Source organism: Hydrotalea lipotrueae, assembly GCF_019249625.1.
Lineage (GTDB): Bacteria > Bacteroidota > Bacteroidia > Chitinophagales > Chitinophagaceae > Hydrotalea > Hydrotalea flava.
In genome coordinates this window covers 1-24,254 of record NZ_JAESDL010000009.1, presented here as the reverse complement: position 1 = coordinate 24,254, position 24,254 = coordinate 1, and the positions used below count along the sequence as shown (strand labels likewise).

Genomic DNA, 24,254 nt, shown 5'->3' with positions numbered 1-24,254 from the left:
AAAAAGCCCCGCAATAAGCAGGGCTTTTTAGTTATTTAATGCAGCAAACCTTCCGGTATGGGTTTCTTAATTAAATATTTGTAAATGAACTTCGCTTTCAGATTTTGAAAATCATCCCATTTAGCAGGCAAATAAGGCCAACCATGGCGCCCACCGGGATACAACATCATTTCAAAAGGCTTCTTGGCATCTTCCAAAGCACTAATTAATTGTATGCTGTTTTGCATATGTACATTATCATCCATAGTACCATGTACAATTTGCAACAGGCCTTTATACCGACCAATATAACTCAATACACTACTTTTTTTATAACCCTCCGGATTGCTTTCCGGTGTACCCATATAGCGTTCAGTATAATGGGTATCATACAGGCTCCAGTCTACCACACTGCCACCGGCCATACCATAAGTAAACACATCCGATTTGTAGGTTAATGCATAGCACGTCATATACCCCCCATAACTAAACCCTGTAATAGCAATACGGGCAGGGTCGGCACCAGCATTATGAATAAACCATTTGGCCATAGTGCTGTAATCTTCCATTTCCCAATACCCTAAATCATGGTACATATAGTTTACACCTGCTTTACCAAACTGGCCACTGGCACGGTGGTCAAACGCTACTTGTATTAACCCCTCCTGTGCCAATAGTTCGCGGCTGGGGCTCCAGTTCCACCTGTCCCATACGGTACCGGCATTAGGCCCTCCATAAATACTAATGAGCATGGGATATTTCTTCGTTTTATCATAATGTGCCGGCCAGGTAACCAAAGCGGGCAGTTCAAATAAACCATCAGCACTTTTAATACGTATAATTTCAGTTTTAGCAATAGCATACGCATCCATGTCAGGGCCTTTGGCATTACCCAGTTCTTTAACTATTTTACCATTTACATCTACCAATGCCATACGTGCTGGCGTTTGTGTATTACTGTAGGTGGTAATAAAATATTTACCACCGGGTGAAAAATTGATAGTATGGTTATAATTACCAAAAGTTAAGCGTTGGGGTTGTCCGCCATCAAAACTAATTTTATACAAATCGGTACGGGTTGAGTTTTCAATACCACGTGCTGTAAAATAAATGGTGCGATTGGCTTCATCAATATACTCAATTCCGGTAACGGTGAAATTTCCATTAGTAATAACATGTTGCAGGGTACCATCTATATTGTATAAGTACAGCATATTCCATCCACTTTTATCGCTCTGGGCAATATAACCGCTGCCATCTTTTAAAAAGTTAATACGGCCGCCTACCCTGTCTTCCAAATCAATCCAGGTTTTTTGTGTTTCGGTATATACCGGTTTACGTGCCCCCGTTTGTGTATTAACTTCATAAATAATCAGGCTGTCTTGTTTACGGTTCATCCAGGGCAACCATAAACTATTATTGCTGCTGCGCCACATGGGCCAGCCAAAATACTGGTCATCTTTCTCATTAAAATTGGCCCAGGTGGTATTGCCACCATCCGGACTAACAAATCCCATTTTCACTTCCGGATTTTTATCGCCTGCTTCGGGATAACGGGTATATTCCAAATAACCATGTTGCCCCTCGCTACTGTAAATAGGAAACATAGGCACCATACTTTCATCAAACCTGGCATAGGCAATGGTTTTGCTATCGGGGCTCCACCAAAAAGCCCGGTAATGGGTGGGGCGGCCATAAATTTCTTCCAAATATACCCAACTGGCATAGCCGTTTAAGGTAGTAGCCGAACCATCAAAGGTTAATTGTGTTTCTTTTTGTGCAGCAATGTTGTAGCTATATAAATTATTGTTTTTGGTATAGGCTATATAATTGCTATCGGGCGAGAAAGTGGGGTTGTGTTCCTGCGCCGTATCGTTGGTAATGCGTGTAGGCGTTCCGTTTACAAACAAATACAAGTCATGGTTCATTTCGGTAACAGCCTTATCAGGCTTTAACTGTGCAGGAGCAGTATACGATAACATTTTTCCCGAGGGAATATCAAATAAAAATGTTTGTGCATCTTCTCTTTTTTCGCCGCGTTGCAACAACAATACCTGGTTATTGTTCAGCCATTCTATTACAGAAGGCAGCGGTTTGTAAAAGCCGTTGGGCGCTTTTCCGGTAACCAATTGCGCCATACTTATTTCTTTTTGCTGGGCATAAGTAAACAATGCTGTTAAGCAACAGCATGCAATAATGCCAAAAATTTTCCTCATGTGTTTGAATTTTGCATGAAGATAAATATCCTCCTCCTTTTTTACGATACCATTCAAAAAAAAATTATAAACGCCAGTATTTTCGGGCTTTTTTCGAGATTTGTTCGACAGTTGTTCGACTCCGGCCCATACAAATGCAGCATTGATAAGGGTTGTATCGAACCATTGTCGAACATGTATCGAATTTGTCTCGAACAAGGTAGGGAGAAAGGGGTTGGAAATGGGTGGTGGGTGATGGTGGTTAGGAGGTGGGGATTGAGGAGCATGTGACTCCCAACTGTGAAAAGGATGAATAGGCAGTTTAAATGTGTGTATAAAGGGATTTCGTTAGAAAAAATGAGATAATATTTTTTTTATAAATACATAAATTTGATTAGTTTAGGGGGAGAAAAAAAAGCCCCACATTGTAAGGTGAGGCGACTTAAATGTTTTCACAACGGAATAATCCTTATTGTGATGATAAAAAAAGTGACTACCGAATATTATTCAAGCAGTCACTCAGAAAGAAGATCTGCGGCTTATAGCCTTGTTGTGATTTGTCTTTCAAATCAAATGTAGAAAGAAAAATAATCAATATGAAAAAAATTTTAGGACTTGATTTGGGTAGTTCATCAATTGGATGGGCATTAAGAGATGAAGAAAATAATATCAAAACGGGTGTAATAACATTCGATGCAGGAATGTTGAAAGGAACCGGAGGATATACTTCGCCAACTAAAGATAGACGTGAAGCTCGTTCGAAACGAAGATTATTACAAGCCAGGAAATACCGTAAATGGGCTTTGCTTGAGGTGCTGGGCGAAAAATATTCGCCGTTACAACAAACAGAACTTGAGCAATGGAGTAAATACAGGAAAGGGCACCCCCAAAAATTTCCGGAAAGTAAGAAGTTTTTAATGTGGTTGAAATGTGATTTTAGTTATTTAGAAATTGATACCGAATATAAAAATCCTTATGAACTAAGAGTAAAAGCTCTGGATAAAAAATTACATCCACATGAATTTGGCAGAGCATTATATCATTTAGTACAAAGAAGGGGGTATAAAAACATTGGTGAATCAGACACGGATGAGTTAAATATTGATGAAGCAAAAAAAAATATTGAAACAAAAAAACAACTTGAAAGAAGGGAAAGTGAAGGATTTGCTAAGGCATTAGAAACTAATCGTTCTATTGCTGAAGCCCTGAAAAAAGAATTTTTAGATAAAGGGAAACGAGCTAGGAATCAATATCCGCTGCGTAAGGAATATAGGCAAGAGTTTGAACTACTATGCAATGCACAGGGCTTTGACATACACAGAGATAGTGCAGGAATCTATCAGGATTTATTTGTTCAGAAATTATGGAAAGCAATTATCTGGCAGCGTCCTCTAAGAAGTCAAAAGGGGAATATTGGGCGGTGTACTTTAGAAAATGATAAGCCACGTTGTCCTGTTTCGCATCCATTATTTGAAATTTTCAGAGCCTTGCAATTCATCAATACCATCAAAACTGTACGTGAAGAAAATAATGAAACGATAAAAGAAGAATTACCACTTCACATAAGAGAAAAGTTGTATTATGATTTCTTTTTAAAAAAAGATAAAAATGTAAAGTTTGCAGAAATAAAAAAATTTCTTGATAAACAATTTAAACACTCTATTAAGTACAATTATAATTACAAAGATGACCACTCTGCATCTACCATGCCAGTGTGCAAGGGGCTTATAGATGTTTTTGGCACACCCGTTTTTGAACAAATTAAGGAGCTATACAAATATAATATTGGAAATGCACCTAAAATTATCAAAGAAAAGTATTCAGTGTTTGACTTATGGCATGCATTGTACAGTTTTGACGAAGCCTATCTTAAAAAGTTTTCAGTTCAAAAACTAAAAATTGCAGATGAGATAACTTCAAAAGGAAAAAATTATAACCCATTTGTTGAGATAAGGAAAAATATCACCTCTGCATATTCTGATTTAAGTGTAAAAGCTATCTGTAAAATTATTCCATTTTTACAGGAAGGTTTTTTGTATAATGAAGCAGTATTACTGGCAAAAATGCCTGAGTTAATAAATGGCAAATGGGATGTAAAGAAAGAAAAAATTTATGAGGCAATACAAATAGCAAATGGAAATTATAACTGGGAAAAAATGGTTATCGCCATTACAAACAGCTTAATAGACAGATGGAAAGGTTTACAACATGATGAAAAGTTTGCTTATAAAGACGTAAGCTACATTCTTCAACCTGATGATGTTGATGATATAACCCACGCCTGCCTGAAACATTTTGGGGAAACAACATGGAATAGTAAAAGCAGTGAGATAAAAAATAAAATCATCAATGAGGTGAAAGATCAATATCAGAAGTTTTTCAGTAATTCAAAAAGAGCTTTTAGGGAAACTTTTACTCTTGATAAAATACTGAATGATGAATTGAATAAACTGGAAATTCACCTGAAAGGAGAACTCTACCATCACTCCAAACGAGAGAATCTATATCTGAAAAAGACAGGAACAAAGCCTGACGGAACACCGAATCTTCCACTTGACAAAAAAACCGGCAAAGAAATTTTGCCAACTCCATTGATTGACAGTATCAAAAACCCCATGTTTAATAAAGCATTAAGTGTTTTAAGAAAGCTGCTGAATGAACTTATTATTAATGGAGATATCGATAATGATACAGAGATTATGATTGAGGTAGCGAGAGAATTAAACGACAATAACAAAAGAATTGCGATTGAACGTTACCAAAGAGAACGTGAAAATCAAAAAGAGAAGTACAAGGAATTTCTCAAAGAATTCAAGGAGAAAGAAAATATTTCTATTAACGTGGATGAAAATATTTCACTATTTGAAATGTGGAATGAACAAAACTTTTCAAAAGTACAAGACGATAAAGGAAATTCCCGGCTTGTACGAGAGCTTATATTAAAGGAAAAAGATTCTCTAAAAAGATATGAACTATGGATGGAACAAAAAGGCCAATGTATGTACACAGGAAAAATGATTGGCCTGAAACAATTATTTTCTAATGAAGTTGACATAGAACATACCATACCACGTAGTATATTACCGGATAATACCCTGTCCAATCAAACCGTTTGTTATGCATGGTATAACCGCGACAGAAAAAAGAAACAGTTTCCAACTAGTTGTGATAATTATGAAGAGAATGTAGATGACTGGGGAACTGCCATTAAACCACGGCTGAAAGAATGGATTAAAATCAGAGATCATTATGAAATAGAATATGAAAAACACAAAAAACATAAACCCGGAGAAGATGAAGCAGGAAAAAATGATCGTATTCAGAAAAAGCATTATTATAAAATGCACTTTGATTATTGGAATGATAAAATAGAACGGTTTACCTGTACAGAAATTAAAGAAAGCTGGATAAGGAGGCAACTCACCGATACACAAATGATATCAAAATATGCTCGGGAATTTTTAAGCATTTACTTCAATAATGTAAAAGTTCAGAAAGGCACCGTAACCGCCGATTTCCGAAAAATTTTCAGCATACAGGAAGAAGATGAGATTAAGAACAGGAATAAGCATACACATCATGCCATTGATGCTGCTGTTTTGACATTAATTCCGACAAACAGCAGTTATCGGGAACGATTATTGAAAACAATGTATGAGTGGCAAGAGCAAAAAAAGGGTCAATTTACTACTACGCCATTCGCCAATTATAATTCTCAACAATTAATACAAAATATAGACAACTCAGTACTGGTTGTCAATTATGTTACAGACAAAATTCTAAAAAGAACATATAAGATTAATCGAAACAGAGGCCGGATTATTTTCCTGCCTAATATCAAAAATCTTCCGGAACCATTAAAAGATAATCATCAAATCAAAAACGTAGTAGAAAGAGCAAATAAAATACCTAAAATAGCTTGTGGAGATAGTATAAGAACTTCCCTTTATAAACAAACCTTTGTGGCTAAACTCAGAGATGTAGAAAGAGAGAACGGAAAACCATTACGCAATGATGACGGAACGTGGAAGTTCAAAACCGGTGCAGATGAATTCTTTTATGCAGAAAGGGTAAGCATTAATGATGCAAAAAAATATATTAAGGATATCGTAGACCCTACTATTCAAAAACTAGTGAGTGAACAGAAAAATAACCCGATAGTTAAAGACCATCAGGGAAATATCATTCGCCATGTTCGGGTAAGAACAAATGCAGGAAAAATAGTAAAGCAAAGGTTAAATTATCAATCAAAAAATGAATATAAAAATCAATATTATGCAGCTTCTGGTGAGCTTCCTTACGCCGCATTTCTGCAACGGATTAATGATGGTAAGATAGAAAGATTGCTTATACCTATATCATCAGCAGAGTTAGCCAAAACGTATAAAACAAATAGAATATTTAATCTTGATAAATTTATTGAACTAAATTATCCCGATTTCGTGTATTATCCCGACAAAAAACTATTAAAAATTGGTCAGAAAATATTTGTTTTGAAAAATGATGATGAGTATGAAAAAAGAAATGATTTAAATTTCCAAGTGAAAAGGTTATATAAAATCACCCAGTTCCATTATACAGGTAACAAGATAATACTGCAATATCATTTAGAATCAAGAACAAAAGTAGAAATAGACAAATCAATTAAGGAGTCAAAAAACAGCATTTTAAAACCGTATGAACAAAAACTTAATATTCCGGTTATTATGCCAGATGAAAGCATAAGCAATATAGCAGACAGGAAGAAAGAGTATGAAAAAAGGCTTTACGATTTTGATGCACGAATTGAAAATGTCAGATATTATTCTTCGGAGGATTTTGCAAAAAAACTTAAATCTCAAATTGAAGAATTTAAAACTGAATCTTCTGAAATAAATGATAAAAATCCGGCTCCTATTTTGGGCTTAAGTCGAAGCAACTGGACCTTCTTGCTGGAAGGTGAAGATTTTAATATTTCGATGAGTGGAATACTTACATTTAAATAATATTCAATAACTTATTTTATTATCATGCCTCCACTTCTTCCCGGTCGATATTATCATATTTACAACCATGCCAATGGTGATGATAACCTTTTCCGGGAAGCAGAAAATTATCGTTTCTTCCTGCAACAATACTATAAACATATAGATGCTGTAGCAGATACTTTAGCCTGGTGCTTAATGCCGAATCATTTTCATCTACTGGTTAAAATAAAAAACGAAGAAGCGCTGCTGCAAACTTTTCCAAAGTTCGAAACTTTGGAAAAGTTGCTGTCGAAGAAATTCTCCAACCTCTTCAGCAGCTATACGCAGGCTTTTAATAAAGTTTACCAACGCAGGGGTTCGCTTTTTATTAAAAACTTTAAAAGAAAGGAAATTACCTCTGCGCAATATTTACAAACCCTTGTTTTATACATTCATCTCAACCCGGTTAAACACAGTTTTACAAAAGAAACAACTGAGTGGCCCTGGAGCTCTTACCACTATGTTCATGCTCATTTTGAAGAGCTTCCCTTCTTCCGGGAAATCTTCGAAAATAAAAATAGCTTCCTCGCACAACATACCCTTAAACTTGAACGTTTTATTGAATATATCGCATTGGAGGAATCGCTCACCCGGTAAATCATACCAGCATGCTCAAACACACCCTTTGCATAGAAAACCCCTGCCATTTAAAATGCAGTAATGCGCAATTGGTGGTAAGTTAAGTATAATAAAGGAATGAAGTACAATTACCGTGAAAAATTATAAATACATTATACAATTTTCACGGTTCATAGTTTTAGCTTTTAATAATCAATATTTACAACCATTTAGGGGTTTGTTGCAGTTATTTATTCAATGACCAAATTATTGGTTAGAAGGATTATTCTAAAATAATTCAATTTTTAACTACACTTATAATTTTTCAAGATTTAAGCTGCTAAACACAAGCACCATATATACATACCGGAAAGGATTCATTTTTTTGTTCCTCAATTACATTTTTAGGCATAACCCATTTCATTACTTTTTTATTACCGTGAAAAATTATAAATTTGTTGTACAATTTTCACGGTAAAGATGATTCAACGGAATATTATAAAAACACTACAAAAGCAGATGAAACAGTTTCCTGCCGTAGCTATAATAGGTGCGCGGCAGATAGGCAAATCAACTATTGCCAGGCAGATTGCAGATAAAAAAAAATCTACTACAGTTTATTTTGACTTAGAAAAACCATCTGACAGGCGTAAACTGGAAGATGCTGAAACCATGCTGGCCGGATTAAAAGATAAACTGGTGATTATTGACGAAGTCCAAACGATGCCCGAATTATTTGCCATATTACGCCCATTAATTGATGAATACCGAAAACCCGGACGTTTTATGCTATTGGGCTCGGTTTCACCTTTTTTAGTAAGAGGCATTTCTGAAAGTTTGGCCGGTAGAATTGCCCATATAGAACTACCCACCATTAACTTAATGGAAGCCAATAAAGCCAAAATTGCACAGGATAAAATATGGTTCAGAGGCGGCTATCCTGAAGCACTTACCTTAAGAACCAATGCACAATGGTATGCATGGGCCGAAAATTACTACTGCACTTTTGTGGAGCGTGATGTAAATTTTTTAATGAATGAAAATCTATCACCGGCTACTGTTCGAAATCTATGGACCATGTTAAGCGCAATTAGTGGCAATATTGTAAACTACGAAAATATTTCACGTTCATTAGGCATTAGTAGAGCCACTACGCTAAAATATCTGGATTTTATGGAAGGAGCTTTTTTAATCAGACGTTTACAGCCATGGTTTATCAACACTACTAAACGGATCGTAAAATCGCCTAAAATCTATTTTCGTGATAGCGGCTTATTGCATTACATGAACCGCATACAAACAACTGATGAATTAGCCGGCCACATTGTTTCAGGTGCCTCATGGGAAGGTTTTGTTATTGAACAAATACATCAACTGGTACCATCTCATTTATCTGTATATTACTATCGCACACATCATGGTGCAGAATCAGATGTAGTATTGGTTAACGGAAATATACCCGTAGCCTGTGTTGAAATAAAACGTAATAATGCACCGGAAATTTCAAAAGGCTTTTTAAATTGTATTGCAGATTTGAATACACAAAAAAATTTTATTGTAACACCTGGAAGTGATAACTATACAAACAATCATATTCAAATCTGTTCACTACATACTTTTTTAACCAAATATATCACACATATCTAATGCTTAAACGCACCCTCTGCATAGAGAACCCCTGCCACCTAAAATGCAATAACGAACAATTGGTGCTTAGCTATGCCCACATAAAAGGGTTGGAAGACCGGCAGGATAAAACGGTACCCATTGAAGATATAGGCGTACTGGTATTAGAGCATCCGCAAATTACCATTACCCATTTTTTGTTAGACCAACTGATTACCAACAATATTGCGGTAATAACCTGCAACAGTACCCACCACCCCAGCGGCATGCTGCTGCCTTTAGAGAGCCATACCCTGCAAAGTGAGCGTTTTAAGGAGCAATTAGCCGCCAGTGAACCCCTAAAAAAACAATTGTGGCAGCAAACCGTAAAAGCAAAGATTAATAACCAGGCGGCTGTTTTAAAAAAATGGAACATACCCCATGGCTATTTAAACAATGCCCGGCAAAATGTAAAAAGTGGCGATGCCGATAATGCCGAAGCCAAGGCAGCGGCCTATTATTGGGCGCATTTGTTTCCAGATGCCTGGCAGTTTTTTAGAAAACGGGATGGGCCACCCCCCAATAATTTATTGAATTATGGTTATGCCATTATTCGGGCTGCTATGGCCCGTGCCATTGCAGGAGCGGGTTTATTACCCACACTGGGCATTTTTCACCGCAACCGTTACAATGCCTATTGTTTAGCCGATGATATGATGGAACCCTACCGCCCATTTATAGATGCCATTGTACGCAACATTATTCACGAAACATCGGCAGTAGAAGTATTAACACAACCCATAAAAGTGCAACTGCTGAATGTGTTAACCCATGATACACGGATAGAAGAACAAACCAGCCCCTTATGGGTAGCCATGCAAAAAACAGCTTTCTCTTTAAGCAAATGTTATAGCGGCGAGCAACGAAAATTGGATTTTCCTGAACTACCATTAACATAAGCCCATACAAATAAATATTACTTTTTATTTGTTACCCATAATAATATAATGCCTTACTACGTTTTAATGATGGCAAATGAACATTTGCCGGTTATTGATGACAGACTGTTCCCTTTATGCCCAGGCACAATAACACATCCGAACGTTTCAATGCCTATCGTATTATGTGGATAATGGTATTTTTCGATTTACCTACCGAAACCAAAACAGAGCGAAAAACGGCACAAGAATTCAGGAAGAAAATTATGGCCGATGGCTTTGTAATGTTTCAATTTTCCATATACCTGCGGCATTGCCCCAGCATGGAAAACGCCGCCGTGCATATAAAGCGGGTTAAAAAAATATTACCTGAAAAAGGGCATGTGGGCATTATGACCATTACCGACAAACAATTTGGGATGATGGAGCTATTTCAGGGTAAAAAAGAAGCGCCGGCACAACCCATACCCCAGCAATTAGAGTTATTTTAATGCAATATAACAAAAATAGAAAAGTAAAAAGGCTGCCCTGCCAACTGCAGGCACAGCCATTTCAATCATTTTTTTCTTTCTATTTTCTTTGAAAACCCTTACAGTCATTGTATTACAGCATTTACTGTTGTTATCAAAGATCTGATAAAAAGAATTTGAAAGCAAATCACAACGAAGGTTTATTGCACGATGCTACAGAAGCCGTTGTTATCAAAGATCTGATAAAAAGAATTTGAAAGCAAATCACAACAAGATTACCTTTTTCCCATTTATCATAGATGTTGTTATCAAAGATCTGATAAAAAGAATTTGAAAGCAAATCACAACTTAAACGTTGTTTTAACTGGCGGTTTATTGGTTGTTATCAAAGATCTGATAAAAAGAATTTGAAAGCAAATCACAACTAATCTTTTTTGGTTGCGTAATGAAAAAGTGTTGTTATCAAAGATCTGATAAAAAGAATTTGAAAGCAAATCACAACAATGGGTGTGCGGTATTGTGCAGTTGTATGTTGTTATCAAAGATCTGATAAAAAGAATTTGAAAGCAAATCACAACTCAGGAATTAACTCGGATAGCAAACACATTGTTGTTATCAAAGATCTGATAAAAAGAATTTGAAAGCAAATCACAACTGTAATCCCACATTTGCTTTTGTAACTCTTGGTTGTTATCAAAGATCTGATAAAAAGAATTTGAAAGCAAATCACAACGTAACCGGTGGTTACTTTTTGGTAATATAAGTTGTTATCAAAGATCTGATAAAAAGAATTTGAAAGCAAATCACAACTACTGGAGGTGGCAATACAATTGAAGGATTGTTGTTATCAAAGATCTGATAAAAAGAATTTGAAAGCAAATCACAACGTTCAATGCTTCAACATTTGCATTTTCTTGTTGTTATCAAAGATCTGATAAAAAGAATTTGAAAGCAAATCACAACTACACTATTGCTCGTTTGAATAGGTGCAGGGTTGTTATCAAAGATCTGATAAAAAGAATTTGAAAGCAAATCACAACTAATATCTCCATTGTAATTGGCGTACCAACGTTGTTATCAAAGATCTGATAAAAAGAATTTGAAAGCAAATCACAACAACAACTTTAATCTCACTTAAAGCGTAGCTGTTGTTATCAAAGATCTGATAAAAAGAATTTGAAAGCAAATCACAACAGAGTCGGAGTATTTTGATTAGCACCCCAAGTTGTTATCAAAGATCTGATAAAAAGAATTTGAAAGCAAATCACAACAAATGGGCTAAAACCTAACCTAAGTTCAATGTTGTTATCAAAGATCTGATAAAAAGAATTTGAAAGCAAATCACAACATCAATCAAATTAGCCCAAATATAACTATGTTGTTATCAAAGATCTGATAAAAAGAATTTGAAAGCAAATCACAACTAGAGGAGCCTGTAAAGACAAATGATGATTGTTGTTATCAAAGATCTGATAAAAAGAATTTGAAAGCAAATCACAACAGCTCTCTTGTATGGGTCTGTGTCGTATACGTTGTTATCAAAGATCTGATAAAAAGAATTTGAAAGCAAATCACAACCACAGCCTGTATCATCATCATTAGTTCCTGGTTGTTATCAAAGATCTGATAAAAAGAATTTGAAAGCAAATCACAACCTCAATAATGGTTATGCAGGTATTTTATTAGTTGTTATCAAAGATCTGATAAAAAGAATTTGAAAGCAAATCACAACTGCGTCTGCTTCTGCATTTGCTTTGTTAGCGTTGTTATCAAAGATCTGATAAAAAGAATTTGAAAGCAAATCACAACTGCATGTGCAACAAAAAAAATAATAAAAAGGTTGTTATCAAAGATCTGATAAAAAGAATTTGAAAGCAAATCACAACTCAGGTGGGCTGACGAATAAATGATTTAATGTTGTTATCAAAGATCTGATAAAAAGAATTTGAAAGCAAATCACAACGAGTACCTTTTAAAAAATAAAGATGATTACTTTCGAGCCAGTGTTTTTTGACACATCCCTACTATAATCACCTTTATCGTTGTTATCAAAGATAAGTGTAGTTGCCTGTCAAATACTCGGCAACAATTAACATTTTTAATGTTAACCTTATTTAGTATTAACAATTATATGTAAACTTGTGTTAGGATTATTAACCAAATAGTGTAAACTTTTTTTAGGTCGAGACATACTATCAAACCTTTGTGCAGGTTGACAGTGAAGTGCACCGAAATTGCCAACTACGGCAACACGCAAACTGTTGATAGCAAGCGTATTTTAGCGTCAACCAATTCTGACAATTAAGCAACATTATTAAAGTAAATTTCCTTATTGACACAATTTTATGATAAATAAGATTTGTACAATAATCTTATTATTGTATTTTTGCGATATTAAATGACTAAAAATGACTTTATTACCATACTCTGAAGAACAGGTTCTCGACCGACTAAGATTTGAAAATCCTTGGTGGGTGACAGGAACAGTAGAAGATTATTATACCTCGATGCAAAGGAGATTATATTTTGACTTATTCATGCCACTCGTTACAGAGACAGGTGTTAGACGTGCTGTTGTTCTAATGGGACCTCGAAGAGTTGGGAAAACAGTAATGATGTATCATGCAGTTCAAAATCTTCTTGAAAACGAAATTGACCCTCTGAAAATAGCTTTCATATCTATTGAAACGCCTATTTACAACAATATTAGTTTAGAGCAACTTTTTACCTTTTGCCGAAAAGCAACAAAACAATATAGTCCTAAAGGGTGGTTTATTTTCTTTGACGAAATACAATATTTAAAAGATTGGGAAGTGCATCTAAAGTCATTGGTTGACAGTTATCCTCATACTCGATTTGTGGTCTCGGGTTCTGCTGCAGCTGCTTTACGACTTAAGAGTAACGAGAGCGGTGCAGGAAGATTCACAGATTTCATGTTACCACCTTTAACTTTTAATGAGTTTCTACATTTAAAACAATTAAACAGACTAATCACAGAAACCAATTTGGACTGGCAAGGTAGTTTGACAAAGTTTTACAGCACCAATAATATAAATGAACTTAACAAGTATTTTTTGGACTATATCAATTATGGTGGTTATCCCGAAGTTATTTTCTCAGATAAAATTCAAAGCAATCCGGGACGCTACATCAGAAGTGACATTATCGACAAAGTTTTATTAAGAGACTTGCCCAGCCTTTACGGAATAAGAGACGTTCAAGAACTCAATTCGCTATTTACGGCAATTGCATATAACAGTGCCGGAGAAGTAAGCCTTGAAGAATTGAGTAAAAATTCAGGCGTTCAAAAGAACACCATTAAACGTTACATTGAATACTTAGAAGCTGCATTTCTTATAAAAGTTGTTCATAAAATTTCAAATAAGCCCAAACAATTTCAACGAGCAACACAGTTCAAAATTTACCTGACTAATCCTTCGTTGCGAAGTGCGTTGTTTGCTCCGCTACAACCAACTGACCCGTTCATAGGAAACATGGTTGAAACAGCTATCTATGCTCAATGGCTGCACAGAGATTGGTTCACTCCATATTATGCGAGATGGCAGAAAGGAGAAGTTGATATGGTAAAACTTGACGACAAAAATTTTAAACCTCAATGGGCTGTAGAAATCAAATGGAGTAATCAGTTTTTTGAAAAACCAGGTGACTTAAAACCTCTACTGCAATTCCTTAGAGACAACAACTTGAAAACGTCTTTAATTACAACTATAGACAAAGAAGGCACAAAAGAAATAGACGACTTAAAATTAAAATATATTCCTGCATCAGTTTATGCATACACTGTTGGAAAGAACACTATTTTACAAAAGCAAAGACTAAACACATGACAATAGAACGCCATTAAAGATCTGAAAAAAAATAATTTGAAAGCAAATCACAACGAGTACCTTTTAAAAAATAAAGATGATTACTTTCGAGCCAGTGTTTTTTGACACATCCCTACTATAATCACCTTTATCGTTGTTATCAAAGATAAGTGTAGTTGCCTGTCAAATACTCGGCAACAATTTCCTTTTTTGTTTTTTTTGACTCATTTTGTGCGAAATAAAGTTAACAATTTTGTCAACCTATTTCAGGACAAGTCACTTTGGCTTTTGCCTGTGGGTCGGCTTACTCGTTGTCCGTTTGAAATATGTCTGTATGTTGGTCACCTTTTCGCTTTATTATAATAAAACGAACAAAATGTATATGAATGCTGATTCCACAATGAATGTCTGAGAATTTTTAAATGAATCAGTTGCCTTCGGCTTTCTACCTTCATCAAAAAGCTATCTTCCGCAAACAACCCATCACTTCCCCAAACCTTTTACCTTTGTAACCAATACCCATTTAAACCCGATTACATAAAATGATAGCAATTGATCAGGTATTAATCAGCGATGCTGTAGTAGAAGAACAATTTGTATGCGATTTAAATAAATGTAAAGGCGGTTGTTGTGAGGATGGCGATGCCGGTGCGCCATTGGAAATAGACGAATTGAACGCAATAAAAAACAGCATTGCCGCAGCTAAGCCGTTTATGAGTGCAGCGGGACTGAAAGAACTGGAAAAACAGGGTGAAGCAGTGTACGATAAGGAATTTGGCTGGGTAACCCCAACCATTGGCTCAGGCATTTGTATTTATGGCAAACGTGATGCGCAAGGTGTTATTCTTTGCGCTTTTGAACAAGCATATATGCAAGGCCTAACCCAATGGAAAAAGCCCATCAGCTGTCACTTATACCCCATTCGCATTTCGGCCAGTAAAAAACATACAGATGTGGAATATGTAAATTATGAACCAAGGGAAAAGATGTGCAGTCCGGCCTGTTCGCTGGGTAAACAACTAAAAGTACCGGTATATCTTTTCTTAAAAGATGCACTGATTCGAAAATATGGTACCGAATTTTATGAAGCGCTGTCAGCAACCGCCGAAAATATGCGCCTGGCCAAAAAATAATTTTTTGAATTCAAATTGCAAGTGTTTATCAGCATTAAATTGAGAGGATATGAACAAAAATGCAGCAGGTTTTATTGCAAAAAGCACCATTAAAGCACCCGATTTAGACCATCGCCGAAAAATTAATTTCAATATTGGCAAATACAATGCTGCCGTTCCAAAAGGGCAACAACAATTTGCCGACCTGCCTGCTGTTCGCGAAAAAGCCAAGAATATTAAATGGCGTGCTATTGAACAATTAGATACTTTATTAGAGCAATTCGAAAAACAAATAACAGCCCGTGGGGCGCAGGTTATCTGGGCCGAAAATACCGAACAGGCACTGGCTGCCATTGGCCATATTTGTAAAGCTAAAAACTGTACTACTGTTGTAAAAAGCAAGAGTATGGTTACCGAAGAAATTCACTTAAACCATTTTTTAGAAACCAATGGCATTGAAAGTGTAGAAACCGATTTGGGAGAATACATTCAACAATTGGATGGCGAACCACCCTACCATATTGTTACCCCTGCCATGCACAAAAGCAAGGAAGATGTAGCTAAATTGTTTGCCGATAAATTGGGTGTTCCCGGTGGCTTAACCCCCGGTGAAATTACGCAGATTGCCCGGCAAAAATTGAGGGAAAAATATACTGCGGCGCAAATTGGGATAACCGGTGCCAATTTTATTCTGGCCGATATTGGCAGTATTGCCATTACTGAAAATGAAGGCAATGCACGTTTAACAACCGCCTGGCCCAATACCCATATTGTAATTGTGGGAATTGAAAAAGTGTTACCCTCGGTGTATGACCTGCCTTTGTTTTGGCCCTTATTGTCATCGTTTGGCACTGGCCAGCAAATTACCGTTTATAATTCCATTATTACAGGGCCGCGGCAACCCGGTGAAACAGACGGACCTGAAGAAATGTATGTGATATTATTAGACAATGGCCGCACCAACCTTTTGGCCAATGCAAAAACCCGTGAAGCATTGTACTGTATACGCTGCGGTGCCTGTTTAAATGCCTGCCCAGTATATAAAAATATTGGTGGCCATAGCTATGAAACCACCTACAGCGGCCCCATTGGCAGTGTAATTACGCCCCATTTAAAGGGAATGAAGGAGTATCAACACCTCAGTTTTGCATCCTCACTTTGCGGTAACTGCACAGAGGTTTGTCCGGTACGTATTAATCTGCATGAATTATTGTTAGAAAACAGGCACGAATCGGTTCAGGAAGGCAATAGTGGACTCTCAGAACGTTTGGCCTGGAAAGCCTGGAAAATGGCCAGCCTGCACAGAGGCATGATGAATACAGGCAATGGAAAGCTGAAAACCAAAATGGTGCATCGATTATTCAAAGACTGGACTAAACACAGAACCGCATTACAGTTCAGCCCAAAAACTTTTAATGAGTTGTGGAAAGAACAGGCACCTAAACGATAGCATGTATTACCTATGAAAGCTGCTAACCCCACACACTTGCTGTTTGCAAAAGAACCCTCGCCCAGGTTAACTTATATTATGGAAACCTTGTTAGGCAAACATTGGCAAATTACGCATGACCTGCGCTTTTTTGAAAAGTGTAAATCCATTAAAATTAATTACTCCACTTTAACGGTTCAGTGCCCTTGCTTAAATGTTATACCACACGGACTGTTACACCAAACCGATATACACAAACAACGGATATATATTGACAATTGGTTTAAACTACCCGTTTTTTTTTGTTTTGGATGTGAATTAGGCTTTGATATTTTTGCTGCATCATTTTATTTACTATCCCGTTACGAAGAATACTTACCACATGAAACGGATAGTTTTGGCAGGTTCCCTGCAAACAAAAGCTTAGCCTATCGTGAAAATTTTCTCCAAATACCCATAATTGATTTGTGGTTGCAACAGTTTGAAAAAAAAATGCAATGCCTGTTTCCTGCATACCAATTACCCCAACATTCATTCACATTTATTCCCGGTTTTGATATTGATATGGCATTTAAATACCATTACCGGGGAATCATAAAAAACATGGCAGATTTTTTTAAAGCCATGATAACAGGAAATTTTGAGAAATTTACAGAATCAGCACGTGTATTTACCGGCAACCAACGTGATCCGTTTGACGTATTTGATGAGATGACTCAAATATTAACTACCCAGCACCTTCCTGCATTATTCTTTTTTCTGCTATCCCAAAATAAACATAAATTAGATAAAAATATTGCACCCTATAAAAAAGGAATGCAAAGGCTCATTAAACGCATCAGCCAGCAATTTGAAACGGGCATTCATTTATCGGTACAAAGCAGTACGGCACCGAACTTAGCCGTAGCTGAGCAGGAAATAAAAATCCTTACTAACCTTATAAAATCTCCCATCACCAAAAACCGATTTCATTACTTACACTTTCATTTACCGGAAAGCTATGAACAACTGATTGAGTTAGGTATTACCGCCGACTATTCTATGGGATACAGCACAGCAAATGGGTTTAGAGCATCCTATGCACAACCGTTTCAATGGTATCATTTACCAAAAGAAACTACCACCCACCTAACGGTTTACCCTTTTTGCTGGATGGATACAGCCGCTATTTTTCAACAAAAGCTAACACCACAGGCCGCTTATACCGAGTTACAGCAATTGATAGCAATAACCCAATCGGTAAAAGGTTTTTGCATGCCGGTATGGCATAATCACTGCATTAGTAATGAGTGGAATATGAAAGCGTGGAAACAAGCTTTTTACAATTTTTTTACAACACCGTAAATATGGGTACTACATGCCCTCGGCATCGGCAATGGTCATTGTATGGACTTGTACACTTCTATTCACAATATAAACACCTGCCAAAGTAATCAGCGAACCAACAATATTTGTAAAAGTTAAAGCATCATTCAATAAAGCAGCTCCAATTAACAAAGCTACAATTGGGTTAATATATGCATACAATGCAGCCACCGAAGGTGTTAAATGTTCCATCGTATACAAAAATGCTTTAAAAGCCAGGATTGAACCCGCTACAACAAGATAAGCCATGGCGCACCATGAAGTAAGTGTAATTTGATGAAACGGAATATGATTACCGGTAACAAATGCCAGGAAACCTATAAAAAAAGAAGCAGAAAACATTTGCCAACCCAATGCATATTGCCGATGTATTTGTAAAGTGTTTCCGGCCAGTAAAATAGTACCCACACTCCAACCGAGCGTAGCAATTAAACAAAGTAATATACCCTTCCAATAATGCGGCGTGTTTTGATGTATGGCATTTTCATAAAATACCAATACAATACCGCCTATACCCATTGCAAGCCCCAAAAAAGTGGCAGGACGTGCTATATTTTTTTTGAAGAAAATAATTTCAATGAGAACAACAAATAATGGATACATAGCTGCAATGAGTGCAGCCATACCCCCGGAAATATAATTAAGCCCCCAGGTACTCACTCCATTTGATAAAAAGAAAGTAAAAAAACCCATTCCTGCTAAAAATACAAATTGTCTGCGTGTAGGTAGTGGTTGCCCCTTAGCCATAAAATAACCTATTATCAACAATCCGGCAATGCACTGCCGTATGGCTGAAAATTGTAAACCGGGTAAGGTACCTACCCCAATTTTACTGGCTTCCCATGTACTGCCCCATAAAATACCGGTGGCAGCAAAAGCAATATAGGCTTTAGTTTTTGTTTGCATGGTGTATAAAAGGCCACTTATAAACTGAAGTGGCCTAATTGAATCAGATTAATAAAAAGCACTACAATGGTTGTGTTTAATGTTTAAAGTGGCGCAAGTTGGTAAATACCATAGCCAGTTTATTTTCCACACAATAATCAATACTGTCTTTATCGCGAATAGAACCACCGGGTTGAATAAAACATTCAATGCCGGCAGCATGTGCAATTTGTACACAATCATTAAAAGGGAAAAAAGCATCACTGGCCAATACAGCACCTTTCAGTGAAAAATTAAATTGCTGTGCTTTTTCTATGGCATGCCGCAAGGCATCAATACGCGAAGTTTGTCCGCAACCCTTTCCCACCAACTGTTTATCCTTCACCAATGCTATTGCGTTGCTTTTTAAATGTTTGCAAACCAAATTGGCAAACAATAAATTTTCTTTTTCCCATTCGGTTGTAGTTCTTCCACCTGTTTCTTTGTATTCCAAAATATTTCCTTCATCGGCAGTTTGTTGCAATATGCCGTTGAGTAATGATTTTTGTTGTTGTTTTTCTAATGTAATTTCAGGATGCAATTGCAATAAAATGCGGTTCTTTTTTAACTGCAGAATACGCAGGGCTTCGGCATCAAAGCCCGGGGCAATCAATACTTCAAAAAATATTTCCTGAATAGCGGTTGCGGTTGCGGCATCTACAATATGATCGGTAATCAACACCCCGCCAAAAGCACTTTCCGGGTCGCCGGCTAAAGCAGCTTCCCAGCTTTCTTTCAAAGTCGGCCTTTCAGCAATGCCACATACGTTGGTATGTTTAAAGATGGCAAATACCGGTTGTTTGGCTACCGTTTTAATATCTAACAACAATTGAATGGCCGCTTCTACATCTACCAAATTATTGTACGATAACTCTTTTCCATGCAGTTGCTGAAACAAAGCGCTTAAATTACCCCTGAATGCGGCTTTCTGATGCGGGTTTTCTCCATAACGCAACACTTGCTCTGTTAAAGAAGCCGGGGGTGTAAAATATTGGTGAATAGCTACATCATAATGCATCACTACTTCAAAAGCCTTGGCGGCAAAGGCACGCCGTTGTTCCAATGTAGTGGCACCTTGTTGTTCAGTAAGCAATTGCAGTAAAGCAGCATAATCTTCTTTAGCTGCCACTACCATTACATCTTTAAAATTTTTGGCAGCCGCACGAATCATTGACGGACCGCCAATATCAATTTTTTCAATAATTTTTGCTTCTTCATGGGTGGCAGCAACAGTTTCTTCAAAAGGGTATAAATCCACTATCACCAAATCAATTTCAGGAATGGCATACTGTTGCATTTCGGCCATATCCTGTGCTTCTGCTCTTCTGCCTAAAATTCCGCCAAAAACGGCCGGATGCAGGGTTTTTACCCTTCCCCCCAAAATACTCGGATAATGGGTAAGTGTTTCAACGCCTACACAGGGTACACCCACTTCTTTTTCTAAAAATTGTTGGGTGCCACCGGTTGAATAAATAGTAATTCCTAATGCCTGTAATTGCCGGGCAATGGGCGCTAATCCGTCTTTATAAAAAACTGAAACTAGGGCCGACTTCATTTGTTTTTGCATACTATGGTACGATTGGTTGTTTGCCGGAATAACCCGCGGTGGCTATAAATTTAAAGTAAAAGCCCCCGATTCGGGAATGGAATGAAGGCGCAAATGTAAAGCCTCGGCTTCTTTTTTCCATTGATTGATTTTCCACAAGGAATTACTACCATCGGCAACAAACTGTTTACAAGGCCATTGCCGGTGTATTTCCAGCAGCGAAACGTTTGGATTTTGGGAAAGAATCACTACTTCTGGATGTATAGACGGAGCCGGTAATGAGGATAAAGTTAGCCGATTGTTGAGCCATACAATCTGTTTTTGTTGCAGGGTAATGATTTTAGGTGCGGTTAATTGGGTATCTAACACCTGAATAGTTTGTATACGATGTAAAATACGGGAGGGCTGCAAATGAAAATTTCGCAGATATCCATCTTCCAAAAGTTCAGGCGCCCCTATAAACCGGCAGTTACGCCCCTGAATAATATCGATAGCTGTCGTTTTGGGCACCTGATAAACTATGAGTTTGGTTTGCTGTTGCTTTTCCAATAAATCAGCCGAACGAATGCCGGCAAACAATAAAGTAGCCAGGAGTGCCCAATAAATACCTGCTGTTTTTTTCTGTAAAAACCAATAACCCATGCCGGCAATGGCTATGATTACACACCCTGTCTGCCATGCATTGATTTGAATACCACCCCAAATCGCATGCGGCCAATGATCAATAGCAGTAATACCCGCATTCATCCATTCAATTCCATTGTTCAAAAATTTACCGAAAAGTACCGCAACCGCAGGCCAGCTATGCACCAATAAAAGTGCCATTAACCCATATAATAACAACCCTGACAATGGCACCACCCAAATATTGGCCAATAAAAAATAAACCGGAAACTGATGGAAATGGTACCAACTGATGGGCAAAGTGAGTATTTGTGCAGCAAGCGTAATGGCCATTAATTGTCCTATTTTTTTAAGCAGTCCCGGCCAGTTCAGTTGTTGTTGTATAATGGGCTGAAATAACACAATACTCAATACCGCTGCATAACTAAGCTGAAAACCCACATCCCATAAATTAAAAGGGTTGTACAATAACAAGAAGAATGCAGAAGCGGCCAGATTATTGTAAATATGGGTGTTACGGTTTAACCATTGCCCCAAAATAATGAATGAAAACATTACTGCACTGCGGGCAATAGAAGGCACGCCACCGGCAATTGCGGTAAATAGCCATATAACACTTAACATTAAGCAATATTTCACCGGCCGCCATTTTGCCGAACGTTCCAATGGTGCCAGTAAAAAGAACAATAACCCATATATCATTCCCAAATGCAACCCGCTAATGGCAATGATATGCACCACACCCACATTGCTGTATGCCTGCACCAGTTCGCGGTCTAAATAATTACGATATCCAATCAACAAAGCTGCAGCCACACCCCGGGCATCTTTATCCGGAATATATTTATCTAAAATTTGTAAAACACCTTTGCGTAGTTGCCATAACGTAGTTTGCAGGGTTGATAAATGTCCACCGGTTACCACAACGCATTGCCGCATGGGTACAAAACTCTGATAATAAATACCTTTCCGGTGGCACCAGGCTATGTAGTTAAAAGCACCGGGATTACCCGAATTGGCAATGGGTTGCACAGTAGCCTGCATTAACAACAATGTTCCTGCTTGTATAGCCGGAATATGCCGTAACAAAGCCGTATCTTTTTGAAAATAGAGGATGATTTTACCTTTAGCCATTTGTGGCCTGCCCTTCACAATTTGTTGTTGCAAAGTGGCTACCCCCTTATAAGTTTTATCACGCTCTGTAAGCGGTTCATCAAATTGTACGAGTATTTCCTGTTTTCCCGGCTGTAACAAGGGTGCGGGTTGGGTTTGTTGTACCTGCAGCGTATACACACTCATGCCCAATACTATAAAAATAAACTGCAGTATGCATCCTTTTACCCAAAACCAATGGTAGCGCCAGGCAAGTGGTAATAATTGAAAAGCAGTGAGCAACAGGCAACCGCCCAATCCACCCACCAGCAGCGTTAAAAAAGTAATGGAAAAATGATATTGCAACAAAATACCGGCCATAAAAGGAACCAGCAAACGCAGCATGGGTGCTTTTTGCAGCCAGTTGGGGCCAAAATGTTGCGGTATGGGGTGGGCAGATGTATGCATAGAAAAAAGAAAAATACAACAGATTACACAATCAGGAAAATGTTATCGACGTTTTTGCTGTTTACGGCAGGGTATAAAAAAATTTCCCCAAAACATTCAGAAGAAATTTTGAGGAAATAACTGGGCTAAGCCTTAGGATATTGGATTTGTAAAAACGGTTGGCGGTCAACCCATAGCTAATTTCTATACTTATTTTGAATTGAGGTAATTATTGTTAAAAAAAATAAAACGGTATTTTTTACCGTGCTTTTACGGGGTTTTTTCTGCGGGTTACTACGTGTTTTTGATACCGTGTTTTTACGGTTTTTTACCCCGTGTTTTTACGGTTTTTTTTGCGGGTTTGTACATAAAAAAGGTTAGTGCTGAATTGTTTATGAATGAAATTAATCTGTAATTGATTGATAAACAAAGGGTTCTGAATATAATTCAAAAAAACTATTAAATAGTTTTACTCTGTCATTCAAAAACAACAAATTTTTAAACATCTAAAAAACCTACAGCTATGCAAACTATTGAAAAAAAATCATTAAAGGTTGGTAAATACGTAAATACCGCTCATGTTGACAAAGTAATCCGTAATTACAAACAAGAACGTTGGGTACACAACAGTGAAAGAATTGGTAAAGAAGATTCATTAAGTGGCTGGTGGAGTATTGAAGAAATGGAGGAATTTATTGCCAAAGCCAAAAGCCATGGAGCCGATGGTATTAAATTTTATTTTGGTGCTTACGATGCGGATTATGCGGAAAAACCAGAATATGCCGGCCGCCAAACCTTGGTAATGGTAGGTACCAAACACAACGAAACCGGCGTAGGCATGTTGAATAAAGACATTTACTATACCGATGCCAGCGGGCAAAGCAATGTTCTGGCGTATAATGCAATGAGTTTATGCCCCCCCTTCTGCTCAGGCACATTGGGCAAAAGTATTGATGACAATGAACTGGGGGTTACATTGGTAGACAAAGGGGAAGACGGTATGATTTTAATTTAACATTCCTATTGTTTAAATAAAATAGGATTAGGTAGAATAAGCGCAAAGGGATTTTAGATAATTGTAAGGATGTGGAATTTGATTCATCAATCTTTCCACTACATCATTAAATAGCCACTTAC

The 24,254-nt window shown here is 37.2% G+C and carries 14 protein-coding genes and 1 CRISPR repeat array; of the genes, 10 read left to right on the top strand and 4 right to left on the bottom strand.

The window, feature by feature from the left end; genetic code table 11:
- Nucleotides 1–35: 35 nt before the first annotated feature.
- Nucleotides 36–2,195: a S9 family peptidase gene (locus JK139_RS07060; protein ID WP_218330916.1), complete on the bottom strand. Its 2,160-nt coding sequence runs from the start codon at nt 2,193–2,195 to the stop codon at nt 36–38.
- Nucleotides 2,196–2,770: 575 nt separating this feature from the next.
- Between JK139_RS07060 and cas9 the strand changes: the two genes are divergently transcribed.
- The 9 genes from cas9 (at nt 2,771) to JK139_RS07015 (ending at nt 18,463) form a co-directional block, all read left to right on the top strand.
- The gene (cas9, locus tag JK139_RS07055) at nt 2,771–7,159 is read left to right on the top strand and encodes a type II CRISPR RNA-guided endonuclease Cas9 (protein WP_218330915.1); all 4,389 of its coding nucleotides are present in this window, start codon (nt 2,771–2,773) and stop codon (nt 7,157–7,159) included.
- A 24-nt stretch (nt 7,160–7,183) separates the two neighbouring features.
- Nucleotides 7,184–7,777 (top strand): transposase, encoded by a 594-nt coding sequence (locus tag JK139_RS07050; RefSeq protein ID WP_228733157.1) that lies wholly within the window; start codon nt 7,184–7,186, stop codon nt 7,775–7,777.
- Nucleotides 7,778–8,257: 480 nt separating this feature from the next.
- Nucleotides 8,258–9,385, top strand: a complete 1,128-nt coding sequence (locus JK139_RS07045; protein ID WP_218330914.1) for an ATP-binding protein — start codon at nt 8,258–8,260, stop codon at nt 9,383–9,385.
- Nucleotides 9,385–10,302, top strand: a complete 918-nt coding sequence (cas1, locus tag JK139_RS07040; protein ID WP_074419545.1) for a type II CRISPR-associated endonuclease Cas1 — start codon at nt 9,385–9,387, stop codon at nt 10,300–10,302. Before JK139_RS07045 ends, cas1 begins: the two co-directional genes overlap by 1 nt.
- 116 nt (nt 10,303–10,418) lie before the next feature.
- Nucleotides 10,419–10,772: a CRISPR-associated endonuclease Cas2 gene (cas2, locus tag JK139_RS07035; protein ID WP_074417496.1), complete on the top strand. Its 354-nt coding sequence runs from the start codon at nt 10,419–10,421 to the stop codon at nt 10,770–10,772.
- A gap of 126 nt (nt 10,773–10,898) precedes the next feature.
- A CRISPR array of direct repeats spans nt 10,899–12,714; the repeat unit is 47 nt; unit sequence GTTGTTATCAAAGATCTGATAAAAAGAATTTGAAAGCAAATCACAAC.
- Between the two features lie 445 nt (nt 12,715–13,159).
- Entirely contained in the window at nt 13,160–14,599 is a 1,440-nt protein-coding gene (locus tag JK139_RS07030; protein ID WP_074420378.1) for an ATP-binding protein, read from the top strand.
- 521 nt (nt 14,600–15,120) lie between these two features.
- Nucleotides 15,121–15,711: a DUF3109 family protein gene (locus tag JK139_RS07025; protein ID WP_074420377.1), complete on the top strand. Its 591-nt coding sequence runs from the start codon at nt 15,121–15,123 to the stop codon at nt 15,709–15,711.
- Between the two features lie 49 nt (nt 15,712–15,760).
- Entirely contained in the window at nt 15,761–17,140 is a 1,380-nt protein-coding gene (locus JK139_RS07020; RefSeq protein WP_074420376.1) for a LutB/LldF family L-lactate oxidation iron-sulfur protein, read from the top strand.
- A 12-nt stretch (nt 17,141–17,152) separates the two neighbouring features.
- Nucleotides 17,153–18,463, top strand: a complete 1,311-nt coding sequence (locus JK139_RS07015) for a DUF7033 domain-containing protein (protein WP_218330913.1) — start codon at nt 17,153–17,155, stop codon at nt 18,461–18,463.
- A 9-nt stretch (nt 18,464–18,472) separates the two neighbouring features.
- On the opposite strand, the gene JK139_RS07010 is transcribed toward JK139_RS07015, so the two are convergent.
- From JK139_RS07010 to JK139_RS07000, 3 genes are all read right to left on the bottom strand, one after another.
- Nucleotides 18,473–19,390 (bottom strand): DMT family transporter, encoded by a 918-nt coding sequence (locus tag JK139_RS07010; protein ID WP_218330912.1) that lies wholly within the window; start codon nt 19,388–19,390, stop codon nt 18,473–18,475.
- A gap of 76 nt (nt 19,391–19,466) precedes the next feature.
- Nucleotides 19,467–20,963, bottom strand: coding sequence for a bifunctional phosphoribosylaminoimidazolecarboxamide formyltransferase/IMP cyclohydrolase (purH, locus tag JK139_RS07005; protein WP_228733156.1), 1,497 nt, complete (start codon nt 20,961–20,963; stop codon nt 19,467–19,469).
- A gap of 54 nt (nt 20,964–21,017) precedes the next feature.
- The gene (locus JK139_RS07000; RefSeq protein ID WP_218330910.1) at nt 21,018–23,138 is read right to left on the bottom strand and encodes a ComEC/Rec2 family competence protein; all 2,121 of its coding nucleotides are present in this window, start codon (nt 23,136–23,138) and stop codon (nt 21,018–21,020) included.
- Nucleotides 23,139–23,640: 502 nt separating this feature from the next.
- Here JK139_RS07000 and JK139_RS06995 point away from each other — a divergent pair.
- Nucleotides 23,641–24,132 carry a hypothetical protein gene (locus tag JK139_RS06995; RefSeq protein ID WP_218330909.1) on the top strand — a complete coding sequence of 164 codons (492 nt, stop codon included), beginning with the start codon at nt 23,641–23,643 and terminating at the stop codon, nt 24,130–24,132.
- Nucleotides 24,133–24,254: the final 122 nt, after the last annotated feature.